The organism is Streptomyces sp. NBC_00223 (assembly GCF_036199905.1).
Classification (GTDB): domain Bacteria; phylum Actinomycetota; class Actinomycetes; order Streptomycetales; family Streptomycetaceae; genus Actinacidiphila.
This window is the reverse complement of sequence record NZ_CP108109.1, coordinates 7,219,346-7,236,707: the sequence shown is the minus strand read 5'-3', so window position 1 is coordinate 7,236,707 and position 17,362 is coordinate 7,219,346. Positions and strand designations below refer to the sequence as shown.

Annotated in this window: 12 protein-coding genes, 2 pseudogenes and 1 riboswitch; of the genes and pseudogenes, 4 read left to right on the top strand and 10 right to left on the bottom strand. The window is 73.2% G+C overall.

Features of this window, described 5'->3' with window-relative positions; genetic code table 11:
* Position 1: 1 nt before the first annotated feature.
* Both ribD and OHA30_RS30925 read right to left on the bottom strand, forming a co-directional pair.
* Positions 2–1,078: a bifunctional diaminohydroxyphosphoribosylaminopyrimidine deaminase/5-amino-6-(5-phosphoribosylamino)uracil reductase RibD gene (gene ribD / locus OHA30_RS30930; RefSeq protein ID WP_405786027.1), complete on the bottom strand. Its 1,077-nt coding sequence runs from the start codon at positions 1,076–1,078 to the stop codon at positions 2–4.
* Positions 1,079–1,251: 173 nt separating this feature from the next.
* A riboswitch (FMN riboswitch) is annotated at positions 1,252–1,382 on the bottom strand.
* 799 nt (positions 1,383–2,181) lie between these two features.
* The gene (locus OHA30_RS30925) at positions 2,182–3,396 is read right to left on the bottom strand and encodes an ROK family transcriptional regulator (RefSeq protein ID WP_328917164.1); all 1,215 of its coding nucleotides are present in this window, start codon (positions 3,394–3,396) and stop codon (positions 2,182–2,184) included.
* Between the two features lie 112 nt (positions 3,397–3,508).
* Between OHA30_RS30925 and OHA30_RS30920 the strand changes: the two genes are divergently transcribed.
* From OHA30_RS30920 to OHA30_RS30910, 4 genes and pseudogenes are all read left to right on the top strand, one after another.
* Complete coding sequence (locus tag OHA30_RS30920; protein WP_328917163.1) at positions 3,509–4,729, top strand: MFS transporter; 1,221 nt, start codon at positions 3,509–3,511, stop codon at positions 4,727–4,729.
* An 876-nt stretch (positions 4,730–5,605) separates the two neighbouring features.
* A pseudogene (locus OHA30_RS34115) lies at positions 5,606–5,974 on the top strand (hypothetical protein); the annotation flags it as partial.
* Positions 5,975–6,100: 126 nt separating this feature from the next.
* Positions 6,101–7,198: pseudogene (locus OHA30_RS30915) on the top strand (glycoside hydrolase family 64 protein); the annotation flags it as partial.
* A 222-nt stretch (positions 7,199–7,420) separates the two neighbouring features.
* The gene (locus OHA30_RS30910; RefSeq protein ID WP_328917162.1) at positions 7,421–8,176 is read left to right on the top strand and encodes a DUF5995 family protein; all 756 of its coding nucleotides are present in this window, start codon (positions 7,421–7,423) and stop codon (positions 8,174–8,176) included.
* Here OHA30_RS30910 and OHA30_RS30905 read toward each other — a convergent pair.
* The 8 genes from OHA30_RS30905 to rpe form a co-directional block, all read right to left on the bottom strand.
* Entirely contained in the window at positions 8,137–9,840 is a 1,704-nt protein-coding gene (locus tag OHA30_RS30905; RefSeq protein ID WP_328917161.1) for a flavin monoamine oxidase family protein, read from the bottom strand. The two genes, OHA30_RS30910 and OHA30_RS30905, sit on opposite strands and share 40 nt — an antisense overlap.
* Positions 9,837–10,670, bottom strand: coding sequence for a carbon-nitrogen hydrolase family protein (locus OHA30_RS30900; protein WP_328917160.1), 834 nt, complete (start codon positions 10,668–10,670; stop codon positions 9,837–9,839). Before OHA30_RS30900 ends, OHA30_RS30905 begins: the two co-directional genes overlap by 4 nt.
* A 1,153-nt stretch (positions 10,671–11,823) precedes the next feature.
* Positions 11,824–12,840: a PRC and DUF2382 domain-containing protein gene (locus tag OHA30_RS30895; RefSeq protein WP_328917159.1), complete on the bottom strand. Its 1,017-nt coding sequence runs from the start codon at positions 12,838–12,840 to the stop codon at positions 11,824–11,826.
* A 134-nt stretch (positions 12,841–12,974) separates the two neighbouring features.
* The gene (locus OHA30_RS30890; protein ID WP_328917158.1) at positions 12,975–13,430 is read right to left on the bottom strand and encodes an Lrp/AsnC family transcriptional regulator; all 456 of its coding nucleotides are present in this window, start codon (positions 13,428–13,430) and stop codon (positions 12,975–12,977) included.
* A gap of 101 nt (positions 13,431–13,531) precedes the next feature.
* Positions 13,532–14,980: a GuaB1 family IMP dehydrogenase-related protein gene (locus OHA30_RS30885; protein ID WP_328917157.1), complete on the bottom strand. Its 1,449-nt coding sequence runs from the start codon at positions 14,978–14,980 to the stop codon at positions 13,532–13,534.
* A 24-nt stretch (positions 14,981–15,004) separates the two neighbouring features.
* Entirely contained in the window at positions 15,005–15,340 is a 336-nt protein-coding gene (locus OHA30_RS30880) for a barstar family protein (protein ID WP_328917156.1), read from the bottom strand.
* A gap of 169 nt (positions 15,341–15,509) precedes the next feature.
* The gene (locus OHA30_RS30875) at positions 15,510–16,496 is read right to left on the bottom strand and encodes a sugar-binding transcriptional regulator (RefSeq protein ID WP_328918063.1); all 987 of its coding nucleotides are present in this window, start codon (positions 16,494–16,496) and stop codon (positions 15,510–15,512) included.
* 183 nt (positions 16,497–16,679) lie between these two features.
* Positions 16,680–17,345 carry a ribulose-phosphate 3-epimerase gene (gene rpe / locus OHA30_RS30870; protein ID WP_328917155.1) on the bottom strand — a complete coding sequence of 222 codons (666 nt, stop codon included), beginning with the start codon at positions 17,343–17,345 and terminating at the stop codon, positions 16,680–16,682.
* Between the last annotated feature and the right edge of the window lie 17 nt (positions 17,346–17,362).

The following is a 17,362-nucleotide window of genomic DNA, read 5'->3' as shown; positions in this document are numbered from 1 at the left end:
TTCAGCTCTCCTGACGGGCGGTGGGAACGGCGGTGACGCGCAGGTCGGGCCCGATGCGGGCGACGTCGGTCACGTCGAGCCGCGACGCGTGCGCGATGGTGCTGATGCCCGCGTCGGCGAGGGCCGCGGGGCCGGCGCCGAGCAGGGCGGGAGCGAGATAGGCGGTGACGGCGTCCACGACCCCGGCGGCGAGGAACGCCCCGGCGAGCGTCGGCCCGCCTTCGAGCAGCACCGAGCGCACCCCGCGGCCGAACAGCTCGGTGAGCAGGGCCGGTACGTCGACCCCCCGGCCGTGCTCGCCGGCCTTCCCGTACGGCAGGCGGACGACGTCGACGCCCGGCAGATGCGCGGTGGAGGCGTCCTCGCCGACCGCGATGAGGGTCGGCGCCGCGTCGTCCAGCACACGTGCGTCGGCGGTGATCCGGGCCCGGGTGTCGACCACGACCCGCAGCGGCTGGGTGACGCCGTCGATGCCGCGTACGGCCAGGTGCGGGTCGTCCGCGCGCAGGGTGCCGGAGCCGACGACCACCGCGTCGGCCTCGGCGCGCAGCCGGTGCACGTCGGCGCGGGACTCGGGCGAGCTGATCCAGCGGCTGGTGCCGTCGGCGGCGGCGATCCGGCCGTCGAGCGTGGCGGCGTACTTCCAGCGCACATACGGGCGGCCGAGGCGCATCGAGGTGAGCCAGGCGACGTTGACCGCCTCGGCCTCGGCGGCGAGCAGACCGCTCTCGACCGACACGCCCGCGGCGCGCAGGGTGGCGCCGCCGCCGGACGCGGCCCGGTGCGGGTCGGCGACGGCGTAGACGACCCGGGCGATCCCGGACTCGATCAGCGCCTGGGCGCAGGGGCCGGTACGGCCGGTGTGGTTGCAGGGTTCGAGGGTGACCAGGGCGGTGCCGCCGCGGGCCCGCTCCCCTGCGTCGAAGAGCGCGTGCACCTCGGCGTGCGGGCCGCCGGCCCGGCGGTGCCAGCCCTCGCCCGCGACCGCGCCGGACGCGTCGAGGATCACGCAGCCCACGACGGGGTTGGGGGCGGTGGCGCCGAGCGCGCGAGCGGACAGCGCGACGGCGCGACGCATCGCGTCGGATTCCGTGACGGTGGCCACCGGGTCCTCCTGCCTCATAGGGGCACGGACTCCGGGGCGTCGGGATGCAGAGCGGGGTTTCCGTCCGTACAGGAACGCCGGGACGCGGGGCGGTCCCCGCTCGCGCGTGGGCCCGCCTTACGGCGGCGTACCCGAGTGAACGCCCGCCGCGCACTGCCTCCCATCCGGACTTTAACCGTCGGTCCAGGAATTTCACCTGGTCAACCGCCCGCTGGCTGCGGACGGGTCGCGGACTGTAACCGCCGGTTCGGAATTGCACCGACCCCGGAGTGCGCAAACGTCTCTGGTACGGGAACAAGTCTGCCACGGGAGGGATCTCCCGAACCAGTGAATATCTGTGTCCTGACTCACACTCCATGCACACGCATACACCCCGCTTGCAGCGCGCACCCCCGACAACCCCCGGCCCGGCGAGTGGAGCGCCGGCCGGCCGGCCAAGGTGCCGCGCTTCCGCGCAGGACGACGGCGGCCGCGCACCTGCCGGCCGCCGAGGGCCACGCCGAGGGCGGCTGGAGCCCCCTCGGCCGCGCCCGAAAGGCGAACTCTTCCCGCCGCAACGGCGAGAAGCCCTGCGGCGCGGACCGGCGGTGCCCGAACAACCCCCACCCACGGGGCCCGCCCCCGCGTCCCGCCGTCGCGGCGGAAAAAGGGCGGCCACCGCCCATGCCCGACACCCGTGGACGGCAAGGCACCGCGGCGCAAGAAGACCCTCACCCGCCGACGGCGGGACACCCCCACGAAGGAAGCGCGCCGCGCAACGCACGGCCGACCGCCAACGGCGGAGCCCTCCCGCGCAAGAGGACCATCAGCCGCCGACGGCGGGGCACCCCCACAAGAAGACCGTCAGAGGCGCACCCACCCGCACGGGTGGTGCGGGTGGGAGCAACAACCGCGCCGAAGGCGCGGCCCCGCAGGGCCGGCCGCCAGCGGCGCCGCACCCCCACACAGTCGCCGCGCAGCGCGAGATGGCTCGCGAGTAGGCCCCCGCACAGCCCCCGCAGGGGGCGAACCCGCCGCGTGGGCGCGCGCCCACGAACCCCACCTCGCGGAAGCGAACAGCGCGCCCCCGAACCCCCCTACCCCGCAGGAGCGAACAACTCGTCCTGCGCCGCCCCCACCGCAACAATGACCGCCCCCCGCAAAATCGGCGCGGCCTCCACCCTCGCCACCTCGACCACCGCCCCGATCGGCGTCAGCCGCGCCAACCTCGCGGCCACCAACCCCGCCAGCACCGCCCCACCCGCCTGCCCCACTTCCCCCGCCAGGACCACCCGTCCAGGGTCCAGCACCGCGCAGATCGCCGCCGCCCCCACCGCGATCCGCGCCGCCAGCTCGTCGAGGAACGAAAAACCCTCCTCCCCAGCGGCGAGAGCGTCCCGTACGGCCGCCGCCGCGGCCCCCGCGTCCTCGACCGGCCCGGTGGCGATCCCGTACGACCGGGCCAGCGCGCACACCGCCCGGCTGCCGACGAGCCCGTGGTAGCCGTTGTCGCAGTCCGTCGCGGTCGGCAGCCGCCCGGAGTCCGAGATCGGCAGGAAGCCAACCTCGCCCGCGCCGCCCCCGACCCCCCGCCGCAGCCGCCCGTCCAGCACGATCGCCGCGCCGACCCCGCCGCCGATCCACAGCAGGACGAAGTCGCCCTCCCCGTCCGCGCCCGCGTCCGTGCCCGCCCGCTGCTCGGCGACGGCCGCGAGGTTGACCTCGTTCTCCAGCAGCACCGGCACGCCGAGCCGCTTGCGCACCTCGTCCACCAGGTCGCCGTGCCACGCGGGCAGCGGCCCGGGGGGGCTGAGCCGCCCGGTGACGGGGTCGATGAGCCCGGGAGCGCCGAAGGCGACGGTGTGCAGCTCGTCGGCCCCGGCCTCGCGCGCGGCGCCGCGCAGCAGCCGGATGCCGCTCTCCACGATCCGCGCCGGGTCGGCCCCCTCCTCGACGGCCACTTCGGCGCGCGCGACCGTACGCCCGAGCAGGTCGGCGATCTCGACGCCGATGCTCTCGATGCGGACGTCGAACCCGGCGACGTACGCCCGGTCGGCGACGATCCCGTACACCCGCGCGTTCGGCCCGCGTCTGGCCTCGCCGGATTCGCCGACGACCTCGATCAGCCCGGAGTCCTGGAGGCGTTCGACCAGGTCGGCCACGCTCGGCCGGGACATGCCGGTCAGTACCTTCAACTGCCCGGCGGTGAGCGGGCCTTCCTCCTGGAGCAGGCGCAGGGCGAGCCGGTCGTTGATGGCGCGGGCGGTGCGCGGCGACGCGTTGCGCCCGGGCCGGGAGCGGGTGACGGTCATACGGGCGATCCTTCCAGACCGGGCCGGCCGGCCCCGGCGGCCGGGCCGCCTTCCTCGGTGACCCGGTAAATGCTCTTAACCATCAGGCAGGCTTCCTGATAGTTTACCGCGCATGACGAACGCCGCCACCGACTGGTCCCCTGCCAAGGTCCGCAGGGCCCATATGGTCATTGCCACCACCTTCGCCATCCACGGCGCGGTGAGCGGCACCTTCGCCACCAGGATCCCCTGGATCAAGGACCACGTCGGCCTGACCCCGGCCCTGCTCGGGCTCGCCCTGGTCTGCCCGGCGATCGGCTCGTCGCTGACGATGCCGCTGGCCGGACGGCTGATGCACCGGATGGGCTCGCGGGCCGCGCTGCGGCTGCTGCTCGGCCTGTGGTGCTCGGTACTCGTGCTGCCCGCGCTGGCGCCCGGGCTGCCGTGGCTCTGCCTGGCGCTGCTCGCCTTCGGCGCGACGGCCGGCATGGCGGACGTGGTGATGAACGCACTCGGGGTGGCCGTCGAGGAGCGCAAGGGCAAGTCGATCATGTCCGGGCTGCACGGCATGTGGAGCGTCGGCACCCTGCTGGGCGCGGCGGTCGGCGTCCCGGCCGCGCACGCCGGTCTGGACGGCCGTATCCACCTGGGGGCGGTGTCCGCGGTACTGGTGGTCGTCGCCCTCTTCGTGTGCGCGGGGGCGCCGGACATCCGGCCCTCGGCGGACGAGGACGCGCCGCCGCGGTTCGCGCTGCCGCCCAAGGCCGCGCTGGTGATCGGCGCGATCGGCTTCTGCGGGGTATTCGCGGAGGGCGGCAGCGCGGACTGGTGCGCGGTCTATCTGCGGGACGTCGCCAACGCCTCGCCGGGCGTGGCCGCGCTCGCCTACACGGCCTTCTCCTGCACGATGGCCACCGCCCGGCTGCTGGGCGACATGGCGGTACGGCGGCTCGGCGCGGTGACCACGCTGCGGACCGGCGGGGTGATCTCCACGCTCGGTGGTGTCCTCGTGGTGGTCTCCCGCACCCCGGCGCCCGCCATCATCGGGTTCGCCCTGATCGGCGTGGGCATATCCGTGGTGGTCCCGCTCTGCTTCGCGGCCGCCGGGCGGCGCGGTCCTGTGCCGAGCCAGGCCATCGCGGGCGTCGCAACCGTCACGTACACCTCGGGCCTGGTCGCGCCGGCCGCCATCGGCGGTATCGCGGGGGCGAGTTCGCTGACGGTGTCCTTCGCGCTGGTGACCCTGCTGACGCTGGGTCTGGTGCTGGGCGCGGGAGTTGTCCGTCCCCCGGCCGGCAAGCAGGTCGTGGGCCCCCCCGCCCCGGCCGGCGTCCCGGCCGCGAACGTCGAGTAACACCCTTGCGGGACCGGCCGGTTGACCCTCACGGTTGACGCGGAGGCCCCGGCCGTATGATCCGCGGCCCGACCGTACGATCCGCTGTCGGTTCGGAGGAGGGGCGCGCTCCCGGGCGGTGTTGTCACGCCACGGGAGGCGGGGGTCCGGCGGGCGCGCACGGGGGAATCGAGCCCGCCGGACCGTGTCTTAACGTTAGCGTCGCTCCACACGGGGTTGGGACCGTAAAGGGAGAAATGGTGCCGCGCGAATACGCCATGGCACAGGCGCGCCGTCATCTCCCTTACGGCCAGGGGCAGTTGGGCAGGTCAAACCGGCACAAGGCCCCGCCGCGGAAAGATCCCGGAGCCCGACCGCGGGGAGCAATTGCAACCGTCGGCACGTCCTGACCCCGAGGCCGACGGCAAGGCGACGATCAGCCGCCGGCGTTGAGCGGCACCTCGCGGTCCGACCCCCGTCCGCAGGCCGCGGGCCGAGGGACGCGCCCGACGTCACAGCGCCGCGGGGCGACCGCGCGGCCCGCCCGCGGCCGGGCGAACCACGGACCGGTGGCGTGCGGTTCACCCGCAAGAGCGGTCACCTGCCGCCCGCCGCGCCAGGCCGCGAACACCGGGCGCAAATGCGCCACACAGGCACACCCCGACCCGCCCCCGATGTGGATCACGTCCACCTTCTTGACGTGGCCCCGCCAAACGTTGAGACTCCATCTCGATCCAGCGCTTGAGAGCGCTCTCACATCGATGATTCGAAGGCTCCGGCAGAGTGGAAGCCCCGGTCCTCGACCATGACGTGTCGGCGCGCTCGGCCCGGACCAGCACCTCCCTTTCGTTGGGCGAACGAGTTGTGTGAACAACCAGAGAAGGGAACCAGTCCCCCATGCGCAGAACCCCACTTCCGCGCTGTACCCCGTCCCGGCCGCGCCGGCGCCGCGGCGTCACCGCGCTGCTGTCCGCCGCCGTCCTGGTGCTCGCCGGTCTCTTCGGCCTCACCTCGGTCGCGGGCTCCGCCTCGGCCGACGCGTCCGACTACACCCAGAGCGTCACGGCGACGAGCACGAGCCAGGCCCGGATCGACTTCAGACCCACCACGGCCGCGGCCTACGTCGACGTCCACTACCTGGTCGGCGGCGCGGGCCAGCAGAACTTCCGCATGACCAACAACGGCGGCACCTGGACCCAGACCGTCAACTCCCTTTCCACCGGCACCGTTCTCACCTACTGGTTCACCTACGAGAAGAACGGCCCGCAGTACGACACCCCGCAGTTCACGTACACCCAGGGCAGCGGCGGCACGACCGGCAGTACGACCGGCGGTACGACCACAGGCAGTACCACAACCGGCGGCACGACCGGGGGCGGCGGCACCCAGCCGGTGCCCGGGACCATCCCGCTGACGATCACCAACAACTCCGGCCGCGCCGGCAGCGTCTACCTCTACGACCTCGGCACCCAGCTGTCGAGCGGCCAGCAGGGCTGGGCGGACGCCGCGGGCACCTTCCACGCCTGGCCGGCCGGCGGCAACCCGCCGACCAATGCCCCGGACGCCTCGATCGCCGGCCCCGCCAACGGGCAGTCGCTGACCATCAACATCCCCAAGTTCTCCGGCCGGGTGTACTTCTCCTACGGCCAGAAGCTGGTCTTCAAGCTGACCACCGGCGGCCTGGTGCAGCCCGCGGTGCAGAACCCGTCCGACCCGAACCACAACATCCTGTTCAACTGGTCGGAGTACACGCTCAACGACAGCGGTCTGTGGCTCAACAGCACGCAGGTGGACATGTTCTCGGCGCCGTACGCGGTCGGGGTGAAGTCCGCCACGGGCGCGAGCCAGGTCACCGGGCATCTCAAGCCGGGCGGCTACAACGCCGTCCTCAACGCGCTGCGCGGCCAGTCCGGCGGCTGGGGCGGGCTGATCCAGACCGCCTCCGACGGTTCGGTGCTGCGCGCGCTCGCGCCGGGGCACGGCGTCGAGGCCGGGGCGCTGTCCAGCGGCGTCATGGACGACTACATCAACCGGGTGTGGCAGAAGTACGCGGGCGCGACACTGACCGTGACGCCGTTCTCGGACCAGTCGAACATCAAGTACTTCGGCCGGGTCTCGGGCAACGTCATGAACTTCACCGACTCCTCGGGAGCGGTGGTCACCAGCTTCCAGAAGCCCGACGCCGACAGCGTCTTCGGCTGCTACAAGCTGCTGGACGCGCCCAACGACCTGGTCCGCGGCCCGATCTCGCGCACCCTGTGCGCGGGCTACAACCGCTCCACGCTGCTGGTCAACCCCAACCAGCCGGACGCGACCTCGGCGAACTTCTACCAGGACGCGGTGACCAACCAGTACGCCCGTTACATCCACGCGCAGATGGCGGACGGCAACGCGTACGCCTTCGCCTTCGACGACGTCGGCCACCACGAGTCGCTCGTCCACGACGGCAGCCCGCAGCAGGCGTCGCTGATCCTCGACCCCTTCAACTGACCGTCCCCTCCGGCTGACGGTTCCCTGACCGGACGTCCGCTTCGACCGGCCGTCCCGCGTCCGGCGGGCCCCTCTCCCCTTGGGCGGGCCCGCCGGACCTCTTTGTGAGAGCGCTCTCACCGCCCGCGCCCCCATACCTCCGACGCCGCCAGGCGCGGGAACGCGGCCCCCGGCCGCGGCGCGCCGCCCGTCCACGGCCCTGCCCGCGCGGACGCTGGCCGTATGACCACCGCACGCCGCCCCGCCCCCACGGACGTCGCCGCCGTCCTGACCCGTATGCGCGCGCTCGACTCGGTCCTCCCCCGCGCCGACGGTGTGGCCGTCTTCAACCGGGTCTATCTCTCGGTCACCGAGGAGGTACGGCGGCGGCTGGCGGACGGCAGGTTCGCCGACACCCCCGCGGCCGCCGAGCTGGCCGTACGGTTCGCCGGCCGCTATCTCGCCGCCGTCGAGGACGACGCCGCCGGCCGCCGCCCGCCGGCCTGCTGGCGGCCGCTGCTGCGGATGCGCGAGCACCCGGGCATCCGCCCGATCCAGTACGCCCTGGCCGGGATCAACGCCCATGTCGGCCATGACCTCGCCCTCGCCGTCGTGGAGACCTGCCGGGCCACCGGGCGTGCACCGGCCGCGCTGGAGGGCGACTTCGACCGTGTCGGCGAGGTGCTGACCTCGATCGAGGTACGGGTCCGAGAGGAGCTGATGCCCGGCCCTGACCTGCTGGAGAGCGCCGAGCCGCTGACCCATCTGATCGGCGCGTGGAGCCTGGCGCGGGCCAGGGGCGCCGCGTGGGCCGCGGCCCGCCTGCTGTGGACGCTGCGCGGCACCCCGGAGGCGTACGGCGAGTGCGCGACCGGTCTGGACGAGGCCGTCGGCCTGGTCGGCCGCTTTCTGCTCACACCGCTCGGCCCGCGTACCCCGATCGCGGGCCCGCGGGCGGCTCAGTCCTCGGGCAGCAGCACGGGCGCGATCTCGTCGTAGACGTCGCCGGGGCCGGGGTTGAGCGGGTCGGTCGTCCCGCCGAGGTGGTGCATCACGCCCCACACCGCGTTGAGCGCGGTCTGCACCGCGCCCTCGGCCCAGCCCGCCGTCCACGAGATGTCGTCGCCCGCCAGGAAGATCCCGCGCTTGTCGGCGGGCAGCGTCTCCTGCACGAAGTGGGTGAACAGCCGCCGCTGGTAGCGGTAGTGCCCCGGCAGGTTCGCCTTGAACGCGCCCATGAAGTAGGGCTCGTCCTCCCACGAGACGGTCACCGGGTTGCCGATGATGTGCTTTCTGATGTCCACGCCCGGGTAGATCTCGCCGAGCGACTTGAGCATGACCTCCATCCGCTCGCGCGCGCTCAGCGGCAGCCACTTGCTGCTGTCGTCGCACCAGGTGTACGACAGGCAGATCGCGGCCGGGCGGTCGGGCCCGTCGTCGAGCAGATACGTGCCGCGGGTCATCCGGTCGGTGAGCGTCATCGACATCACGTCCCGGCCGGTGCGCGGGTCCTTGTCGAGCCAGAACGGCCGGTCGACCGGTACGAAGAGCTTGCTGGACTCCATGTAGTGGGTGCGTTCGATGGCCGTCCAGTGGTCGATCGGGAAGAGCGAGTCGTCGCAGGAGATCTTGGACAGCAGCATCCAGCTCTGCGCGGTGAAGACCGCGGCCCGGTACGTGCGGATGTCGCCGGAGGCGTCGGTGACGGTGATCCGGTTGCCCGCCGTGCGGTGCAGCCCGGTGACGGCCGGGCGGGGCTCGCCGCCGTGCAGGGAGCGCAGCGAGGTCCCTTCTGGCCAGTGCACGGCCTTGTCGGGCGCGCGTTCCCACAGCCGCAGCGGGAGCTGCTGGCTGCCGCCGACGATGCCGCGGTGGTCGTCGTCCGCGCCGGTGTAGACGACCCGCAGGATCTCCAGGATGGAGTTGGGGAAGTCGGTGTCCCAGCCGCCGGTGCCGAAGCCGACCTGGCCGAAGATCTCCCGGTGCCGGAAGGACTTGAAGGACGGGGAGTCGCAGAGGAAGCCGTAGAAGGTCTGGTTGTCGAGCTTGTCGACGAGCGTGGACCAGATCGCCCGGATCGCCGGAACGTCCCTGGTCCGCAGGGCGTGCTGCATCGCCGAGAAGTCGGCGCCGTCCTCCAGGCAGGCGTTCCAGGCGTGCATCACCTGGTGGTAGACCTCGGGCAGGTCCTCCACGCGGGTGGCGTAGTGCGTCTCGCCCTTGAGGTCCACGACGGTGGACGGGGTGCAGGGCGCCAGCGGGTTGGGGAACGGCCGGGTGGTCAGCCCGACCAGGTCCACGTAGTGCTGGAAGGCCGTGGACGACGGCGGGAAGCGCATCGCGCCCATCTCGGCGGTCAGGCCGGGGTCGCAGCCGTCGAAGGTGACGGTACGCAGCCGGCCGCCGATCCGGTCGGCCTCGTAGACGACCGGCCGCAGGCCCATCTTCATCAGCTCGTACGCCGTGACGATCCCGGAGAGCCCGCCGCCGATGACGGCGACCTCGGTGCCGTGCTCGGTCGCCGGCACCGAGCCGAGGCCCGCGGGGTGGGCGAGGAAGTCGTCGTAGGGGTACGGGAAGTCGGGGCCGACCATGGTGATCGGCGGCTGTGCCTGTGCCTCGGCGTGCTGCTCGTCGTGGACGGCGGTGGGCACGGACGTCATGGGGCGGTTCTCCTGGGGGCGGTGGGGGTGCGGCTGAGCGAGCCGTACAGCTCGGGGCGGCGGTCGGCCAGATACGGGGTCTCGGCGCGGGCCGCGCGCAGCACCTCGGGGTTTGCGTCGGCGACGAGCAGTTCGGGGCCGGTGCCCGCGCGGGCCCGTACGGCGCCGTCGGGTCCCGCGAGGCAGCTCAGCCCGGCGAAGTGCTCCTCGCCCTCCGGGCCGCAGCGGTTGACGTACGCGATGTGCAGACCGTTCTCGTAGGCGCGGGCCGGGACGAGGGTGTGCGCGACGAATTCGTACGGCCGCATCAGCGCGGTGGGTACGGCGAGCAGTTCGGTGCCGGCCAGCGCGTGCGCGCGGACGGCCTCGGGGAATTCGACGTCGTAGCAGACGAGCAGGCCGATCCGGACGCCGTCCAGTTCGGCCTGTACGACGGGCTGCCCGCCCGGGGTGAAGGCGGCCCGCTCCCAGTCGCCGAACAGGTGGGTCTTGCGGTAGTCGGCCAGCGCGGAGCCGTCGGGGCCGGTGAGGCGTACGGCGTTGTGTACGGCGTCCCCGTCGCGCTCGGGGTAGCCGTGCACGACGGCGATACGGTGCCGGGCGGCGATTTCGGCGACGCGGTGGCAGGAGGGGCCGTCGGCGGGTTCCGCGCGGGTTCCGGCGGTGGCGCCGAGGGCGTAGCCGGTCAGGAAGAGTTCGCTGGTGATCAGCAGGCGGGCGCCGCGGCGCGCGGCGTCGGCGGCCGCGTCGTCCAGGACGCGCAGGCTTTCCCCGACGTCGGCGGGCATGCCGCAGGGGCCTTGCAGCAGCGCGGTGCGCAACGGGGGCATGCGGCCTCTTTCGCCTGGTCAGCGGGGTCTCGGGGGGACCCTTCGACGCTACGGCCCACCTGCGGTGACCGACAAGACGCGAACATTGCGCCTCCCGGTGCGATTCGTTGCGTCTTTCCTGCGGAATGCAGCGATCCATTGCGCCGACCTCCGCCACGTCCGGGCCCCGCCCGAGGGGGCGAACCTTGCCCGCCGCAACGGCGACAGCCCGTCGGGGCCCGCCCCGCCACAACCGACCTCGCGCCCGAGGAGGGCAATCCTCCCCGCCACAGCGGCGGGAGCCTGTCGGGCGCCGGGCCCGCCGAATACCGAGCCCCCGGCCCGACGGGCAGTTTCTTTCCGCCGCAACGGCGAAAACCCCTGCGGCGCGGACCGGCGGTGCCGACACCGCCGAACACGCCCACCCCGCACCCCGCCGCCGCGGCGGAAAAGGGGCGTCAGCGGAAAAGGGGCCCAGCCCTCGGGCCCCACACCCCGCCGCGCCAGCGGCAAAACGGCCCGCGCCCAGCGAAAAGGGCCTGGCCGGACTCGCCCCCCACCGAAAACCGACCCCCGCCCGAAGGGCAAATTCTTCCCGCCGCAACGGCGGGAACCCCCGCGGCGCGGACCGGCGGTGCCGAACAACCCCCGCCCACAAGGCCCAGCACCACACCGCCGAACACGCCCACCCCGCACCCCGCCGCCGCAGCGGAAAAGGGACCCAGCCGTCGGACCCCACATCCCGCCGCGCCAGCGGCAAACGGCCCGCGCCCAGCGAAAAGGGCTGGCCGGACTCGCCCCCACCGAAAACCGACCCCTGCCCGAAGGGCAAATTCTTCCCGCCGCAACGGCGAAAACCCCCGCGGCGCGGACCGGCGGTGCCGAACAACCCCCGCCCACAAGGCCCAGCACCACACCGCCGAACACGCCCACCCCGCGTCCCGCCGCCGCGGCAGAAAAGGGGCCCAGCCGTCGGACCCCGCGCCCCGCCGCGCCAGCGGCAAACGGCCCGCGCCCAGCGAAAAGCCCCGCCGCGGCGGAAAAGGGGCCGCCCCCACCCCGCCGCGTCAGCGGCAACCGCTCGCGCGCGGCGGAAAGGGCCCCGTCGAGGGGGCGGGCGCAGGGGAGGGCGCCCGGCCCCTTGTGGGGGCGGGCGCCCTGGAGGCGTGGGGAGTCAGCGGAATCGCTGGTCGCGCCCCCGCCCAGGCTCCCCCTCGGCCCCGCCCTTGCCGCCGCTCTCCTCCGTCGTGTCCGCCTCGATCCTCTCCTTGCGGACACGCCCGTGAACTGTCCTCTCCTCCGTGTGCTCCTCGATCCGCATCCGCACCCGCTCCTTCGGGACGACCTCCGTCTCGATGACGGGCTTGTCCTCGTGGAGCGTGACCGTGTACTCGGCCTCGCTGATCTCCGGCCCGCTGCGCGCCGCGTCCCGGTTCTTCTCGGTGATGGGCTCGCGCTCCAGCCGGATCTCCTCGTGCCGGATCGGCACGGTCTCCTCGGCCTCCTCGACGTCCACGAACTTGCGCAGCCGTGCCCGCCCGGTCTCCTGACTCTGGACCTTGACGTGCAGTTCCTCCTCGGAGCGCGTCATCGCGTCGTCCTCGGTGCTCAGGGCGTCGGGCCCGAGGCGCTCGGCCGCTCCCGTACGTCCGGCCGCGTATCCGGCCGACCCCGTACCGACTCCGGCCTCACTGCCGGACAGTCCCGCTGCCTTGCCCGTGTCGGACGTCGGCCCGGTCCTGCTCGCGGCTTCCGGCGTACGCGACTGGCGCCCGGCGGCTCCCGCCGCCCCGGCCGCGCCCGCGGCCCCCGCTGCGGTTCCGGCCTCGCCGGCCTTCTCGCCGGTCCCCGGCGCCGACATCGGCGCGCCCTTGGACTCCAGTCCGTAGTAGCGGTACAGATGCCGCTCCTCCTCGGCGGACAGATGCCCGCCCGAGTCCACGTCGACGTTCGGCGCGCCCTTGACCTGGTCCTTCTCGTACGGGACCTCCAGATGGTCCTGAACGAGGCGAGCGGCACGCGTCGGCACGAAGGTCTCGTTGTTGCCGAAGAAGCCGGTCTTTACCGTCACCCATTCCGGGTCGCCGGTGGCGTCGTCCAGGTACATGTGCTTGGCATCGCCGATCTTCTTCCCCTGAGCGTCGTGGACCGGATTACCCACGACTTGGGGTATCTGCTCGCGCGTGATCATGTCGCCTCCTCGTGCTGCCGTGGCCGTTAGGGCCTCACTCACCGCGTTACCTCAGCGGAGGTGCCAAAACATCTCAATCATCTTCAATCGCGACATTTCGTAAGCAGGCCGGAGCAGGCCGCCCGGCGCGCGGCTCAGTCCGGGACGCCGGCCCCGTAACGGCGCAGCAGGGGCGACAGCACCAGCACGGACTTCGTGCGCGTCACGAAGGGCTCGCCCGCGATCCGCTCCAGCACGCGTTCGAAGTGCCGTACGTCGGAGGCGAAGACCTGGACCACCGCGTCCGCCTCGCCGGTGACCGTGGAGGCGGAGGCCACCTCCGGGTAACGGGACAGCCCGCGCCGGATGTCCGAGGGCGAGGTGTTGTGCCGGCAGTACAGCTCCACCAGCGCCTCGGTGTGCCAGCCGAGCGCGGCCGGGTCGACCCGTACGGTGAAACCGGTGATCGCGCCCGCGGCCAGCAGCCGGTCGACCCGGCGCTTGACGGCGGGCGCGGACAGCCCCACCTCGGCGCCGATGTCGGCGTAGGAGCGGCGGGCGTCGACGGCGAGGGCGTGGACGATACGTTCGTCGAGTTCATTGAGCGGCACAGCCGGAGTCTCGCACCTCCGCGCACGCCGTTCCGGTACGAGCGCGCGCGAGGAACCGGCGGGGGCGCGTCGCGGCGCCTCCCGCCGGGGACCTCGTACGGCTACTGCCAGCTCGCGTGCAGCGGCTGGCCCTCGGCGTATCCGGCCGCGCTCTGGACGCCGACGACCGCCCGCTCGGCGAACTCCGCGAGCGAGCCGGCGCCCGCGTAGGTGCAGGAGCTGCGCACCCCGGCGATCACCGAGTCGATCAGGTCCTCCACGCCGGGCCTGGCCGGGTCGAGGAACATCCGCGAGGTGGAGATGCCCTCCTCGAACAGCGCCTTGCGGGCCCGGTCGTACGCCGACTCCTCGCTCGTACGGTTGCGCACCGCGCGGGCCGAGGCCATGCCGAACGACTCCTTGTACAGCCGCCCGTCCGCGGACTGCTGGAGGTCGCCGGGCGACTCGTGCGTACCGGCGAACCACGAGCCGACCATCACATTGGACGCCCCGGCGGCGAGCGCCATGGCCACATCGCGCGGGTGCCGCACCCCGCCGTCGGCCCAGACGTGCTTGCCGTGCCTGCGCGCCTCGGCGGCGCACTCCAGGACCGCGGAGAACTGCGGACGCCCGACGCCGGTCATCATCCGGGTGGTGCACATCGCGCCGGGCCCGACGCCGACCTTGACGATGTCGGCCCCGGCCTCGATCAGGTCGCGCACACCGCCGGCGGAGACCACGTTGCCCGCGGCGACCGGCACCCGGGGGTCCAGCGCGCGGACGGCGGCCACGGCCGAGAGCATCGACTCCTGGTGGCCGTGGGCGGTGTCCACGACGAGGGTGTCCACACCCGCGTCGAGCAGCAGCTTGGCCTTGCCCGCCACGTCGCCGTTGATGCCCACGGCGGCGGCGATCCGCAGCCGCCCGTGCGCGTCCACGGCGGGTTCGTAGAGCGTGGCCCGCAGGGCGCCGGTCCGGGTGAGGATGCCGGCCAGCCTGCCGTCGGCGTCCACCGCGGGGGCGAGCTTGCGGTGCGCGTCCTCCAGGCGGTTGAAGGCGTCGCGCGGGTCGATGTCGGCGTCGAGCAGCAGCAGGTCCCTGCTCATCACCTCGGACAGCTGGGTGAAGCGGTCCACGCCGGTCAGGTCGGACTCGGTGACGACGCCGACCGGGCGCCCGTCCTCGATCACCACGCCCGCGCCGTGCGCCCGCTTGGGCAGCAGGGACAGGGCGTCGGCGACGGTCTGGGCGGGCGACAGCGTGATCGGGGTGTCGAGCACCAGGTGGCGCTGCTTGACCCAGCCGATCACCTCGGTGACCACGTCGATCGGGATGTCCTGCGGGATGACCACCAGGCCGCCGCGGCGGGCGACGGTCTCGGCCATCCGGCGGCCCGCGATGGCGGTCATATTGGCCACCACCAGCGGGATCGTCGTGCCCGTCCCGTCGGGGGACCGCAGGTCCACGCCCTGGCGGGAACCGACCGCGCTGCGGCTCGGCACCATGAAGACGTCGTCGTAGGTCAGGTCGTACCCGGGGTCTGCACCATTAAGGAAACGCACGTACTTCATATTTGCATGGGAAAGCCCCGCTGCCTACGGGCGAACCTCCTGGACTTCCGGATCCGGGTTCGTGCCTTCCTCCAGGACCACGGTCAGTTCGCTGTCGGTGTGCCGCCAGAAGATCTCGGCGTCGCGCAGGATGTCCTTCACGATCCGCCACTCGCGGGGCAGCGCGGCGGCGAACGACTGCCAGCCGCGTACGTGCAGCCGCCGCCCGCCGGGCTCGACGGGCCACCAGGACAGGTCCGTGAGGCAGTCCGCGAGCGCGTCCCAGTTCCGCCCGAACCAGTCGGGAAGGCGCAGGTCGGCGGCGGCCCTGTCCATGAACCCCTGCCGGTCGCCGACGCCGGTCAGATCGAGCACGAGCATGGCGCCGATGCTGCCACACATGATCATCGAGCCGGTGGCAGCGCGCCCGGATGGCGGGTCGCCCCGAAGGCGCGCCGGGCAGGATCCGCCTCCGGCGGCTCCCGGACACGCCGACCTCGGGCCCGCCCCGGGAGCGGCCTCACGAGGTCAGCCCGGGTGCCCCGGGCCGTCAGCCGCCGTCGGGGTCCGCCCGGTCCAGCGCCGGGCGCGGGGCCGGGCCGGTGGACTCCAGCAGCCGGTCGGCGGCCGCGGTGTCGGTGACCAGGCTGGTCACCAGCCCGGAGCGCAGCACCGCGTCGATGGCGGCGGCCTTGCGCTTCCCGCCCGCGATGGCCAGCACCTCGGGGATCCGGCGCAGCCGGTCCGCCTCTATGGTGATGCAGCGTTCGCCCAGGTCACGGCCGACCCGGCGGCCCTGCGCGTCGAACAGGTGCGAGGACATCTCGGCGGCCACGCCCAGGCTCGCGTAGTGCTCGCGCTCGGCGTCGGTCAGGGCGTCGTGGACGGTGGAGACCCCGGCCTCCCAGGAGCCGACGGAGACCACCGCGACCGTCACCTTGTCGAAGTAGCCCATCGCGGCGGCGATCTGGCTCTGGGCACGCAGCGCGGCCGCGGTGGCCGGGTCGGCGAGCACCATCGGCGCGTACAGCGGGTGCGCCTGGCCGCCGGAGATCGCGGCGGCGGTGCGGACCGCCTCCACCGAGCCGCGCTCGGCGGTGCCGACGTCGTAGACCCCGGTGAGCTGGACGACCGTGCAGGGCGCGAGGTGGTCCAGCGCGTTGGCCATGGTGATGATCGAGCGGCCCCAGGCCAGGCCGAGCACGTCACCGTCACTGACCAGCTCGCCCAGCAGATCGGCGGCGACCGCGCCCAGGTTCTCCGGGTCAGGGGCGTCGGCCTGGTCGGGCGGGGTCTCGACCACGACGGCGTGCCGCAGCCCGTAGTGCGCGCGCAGGGCGTCGGAACGCTCGGCGTCCAGCTCGGCGGGGACCCGGATCTCGATCCTCACCAGATCACGTTCGAGAGCGGTCTCCAGGACCCGGGCCACCTTGAACCGGCTGACCCCGAACTCCTCGGCGATCTGGATCTTGGACTTGCCCTCCAGGTAGAAGCGACGCGCCATCGCCGCGGCCTGGACCATCTCGCCGGGGCCCATGCGCACATGTGTGCGGCCTGTGCTCACGTTGCTTCTCTCCAGTCGCCCATCTGTTCCGCTCCGTCACATCCTCCCAGACGTCCGGGGTTACGGGCGCGTACTCGCACCACCCGACAGCCGCCGTACCACCGCCGTACGCCTCCCGCACGGCCCCCGTACCGGTCCGGCCGCCCCCGGACGGCGTCAGTGGGAGCAGAACGGGACCGCCTGGTCACGCAGCGCACGCACCGCGGCCGCCGGGTCGTCCGCCCCGTAGACCGCCGATCCGGCCACGAACACGTCGGCGCCCGCCTCCGCGCAGCGTTCGATGGTCTCGGCGGAGACCCCGCCGTCGACCTGGAGCCACATCTCCAGGCCGTGCTTGTCGATCAGGGACCGGGTGCGGCGGATCTTGGGGAGCATGATGTCGAGGAACGCCTGCCCGCCGAAGCCCGGCTCCACCGTCATGATCAGCAGCATGTCCAGCTCGGGCAGCAGATCCTCGTACGGCTCGATCGGCGTGGCGGGGCGCAGCGCCATCGACGCCCTGGCCCCCTTCGCCCGGATCTCCCGGGCCAGCCGGACGGGCGCGGCCGCGGCCTCGACGTGGAAGGTCACCGAACCGGCCCCGGCCTCCACGTACGCGGGCGCCCAGCGGTCGGGCTGCTCGATCATCAGATGACAGTCGAGCGGGATGTCCGTCGCCTTCCGCAGCGACTCGACGACCGGTATGCCCAGCGTGAGGTTCGGCACGAAGTGGTTGTCCATCACGTCGACATGGAGCCAGTCGGCTCCCTCGACCGCCCGTGCCTCGTCGGCGAGGCGGGCGAAGTCGGCGGACAGGATGCTGGGGTTGATCTGCGCGGTCATGAGCACAGGAAACCAGA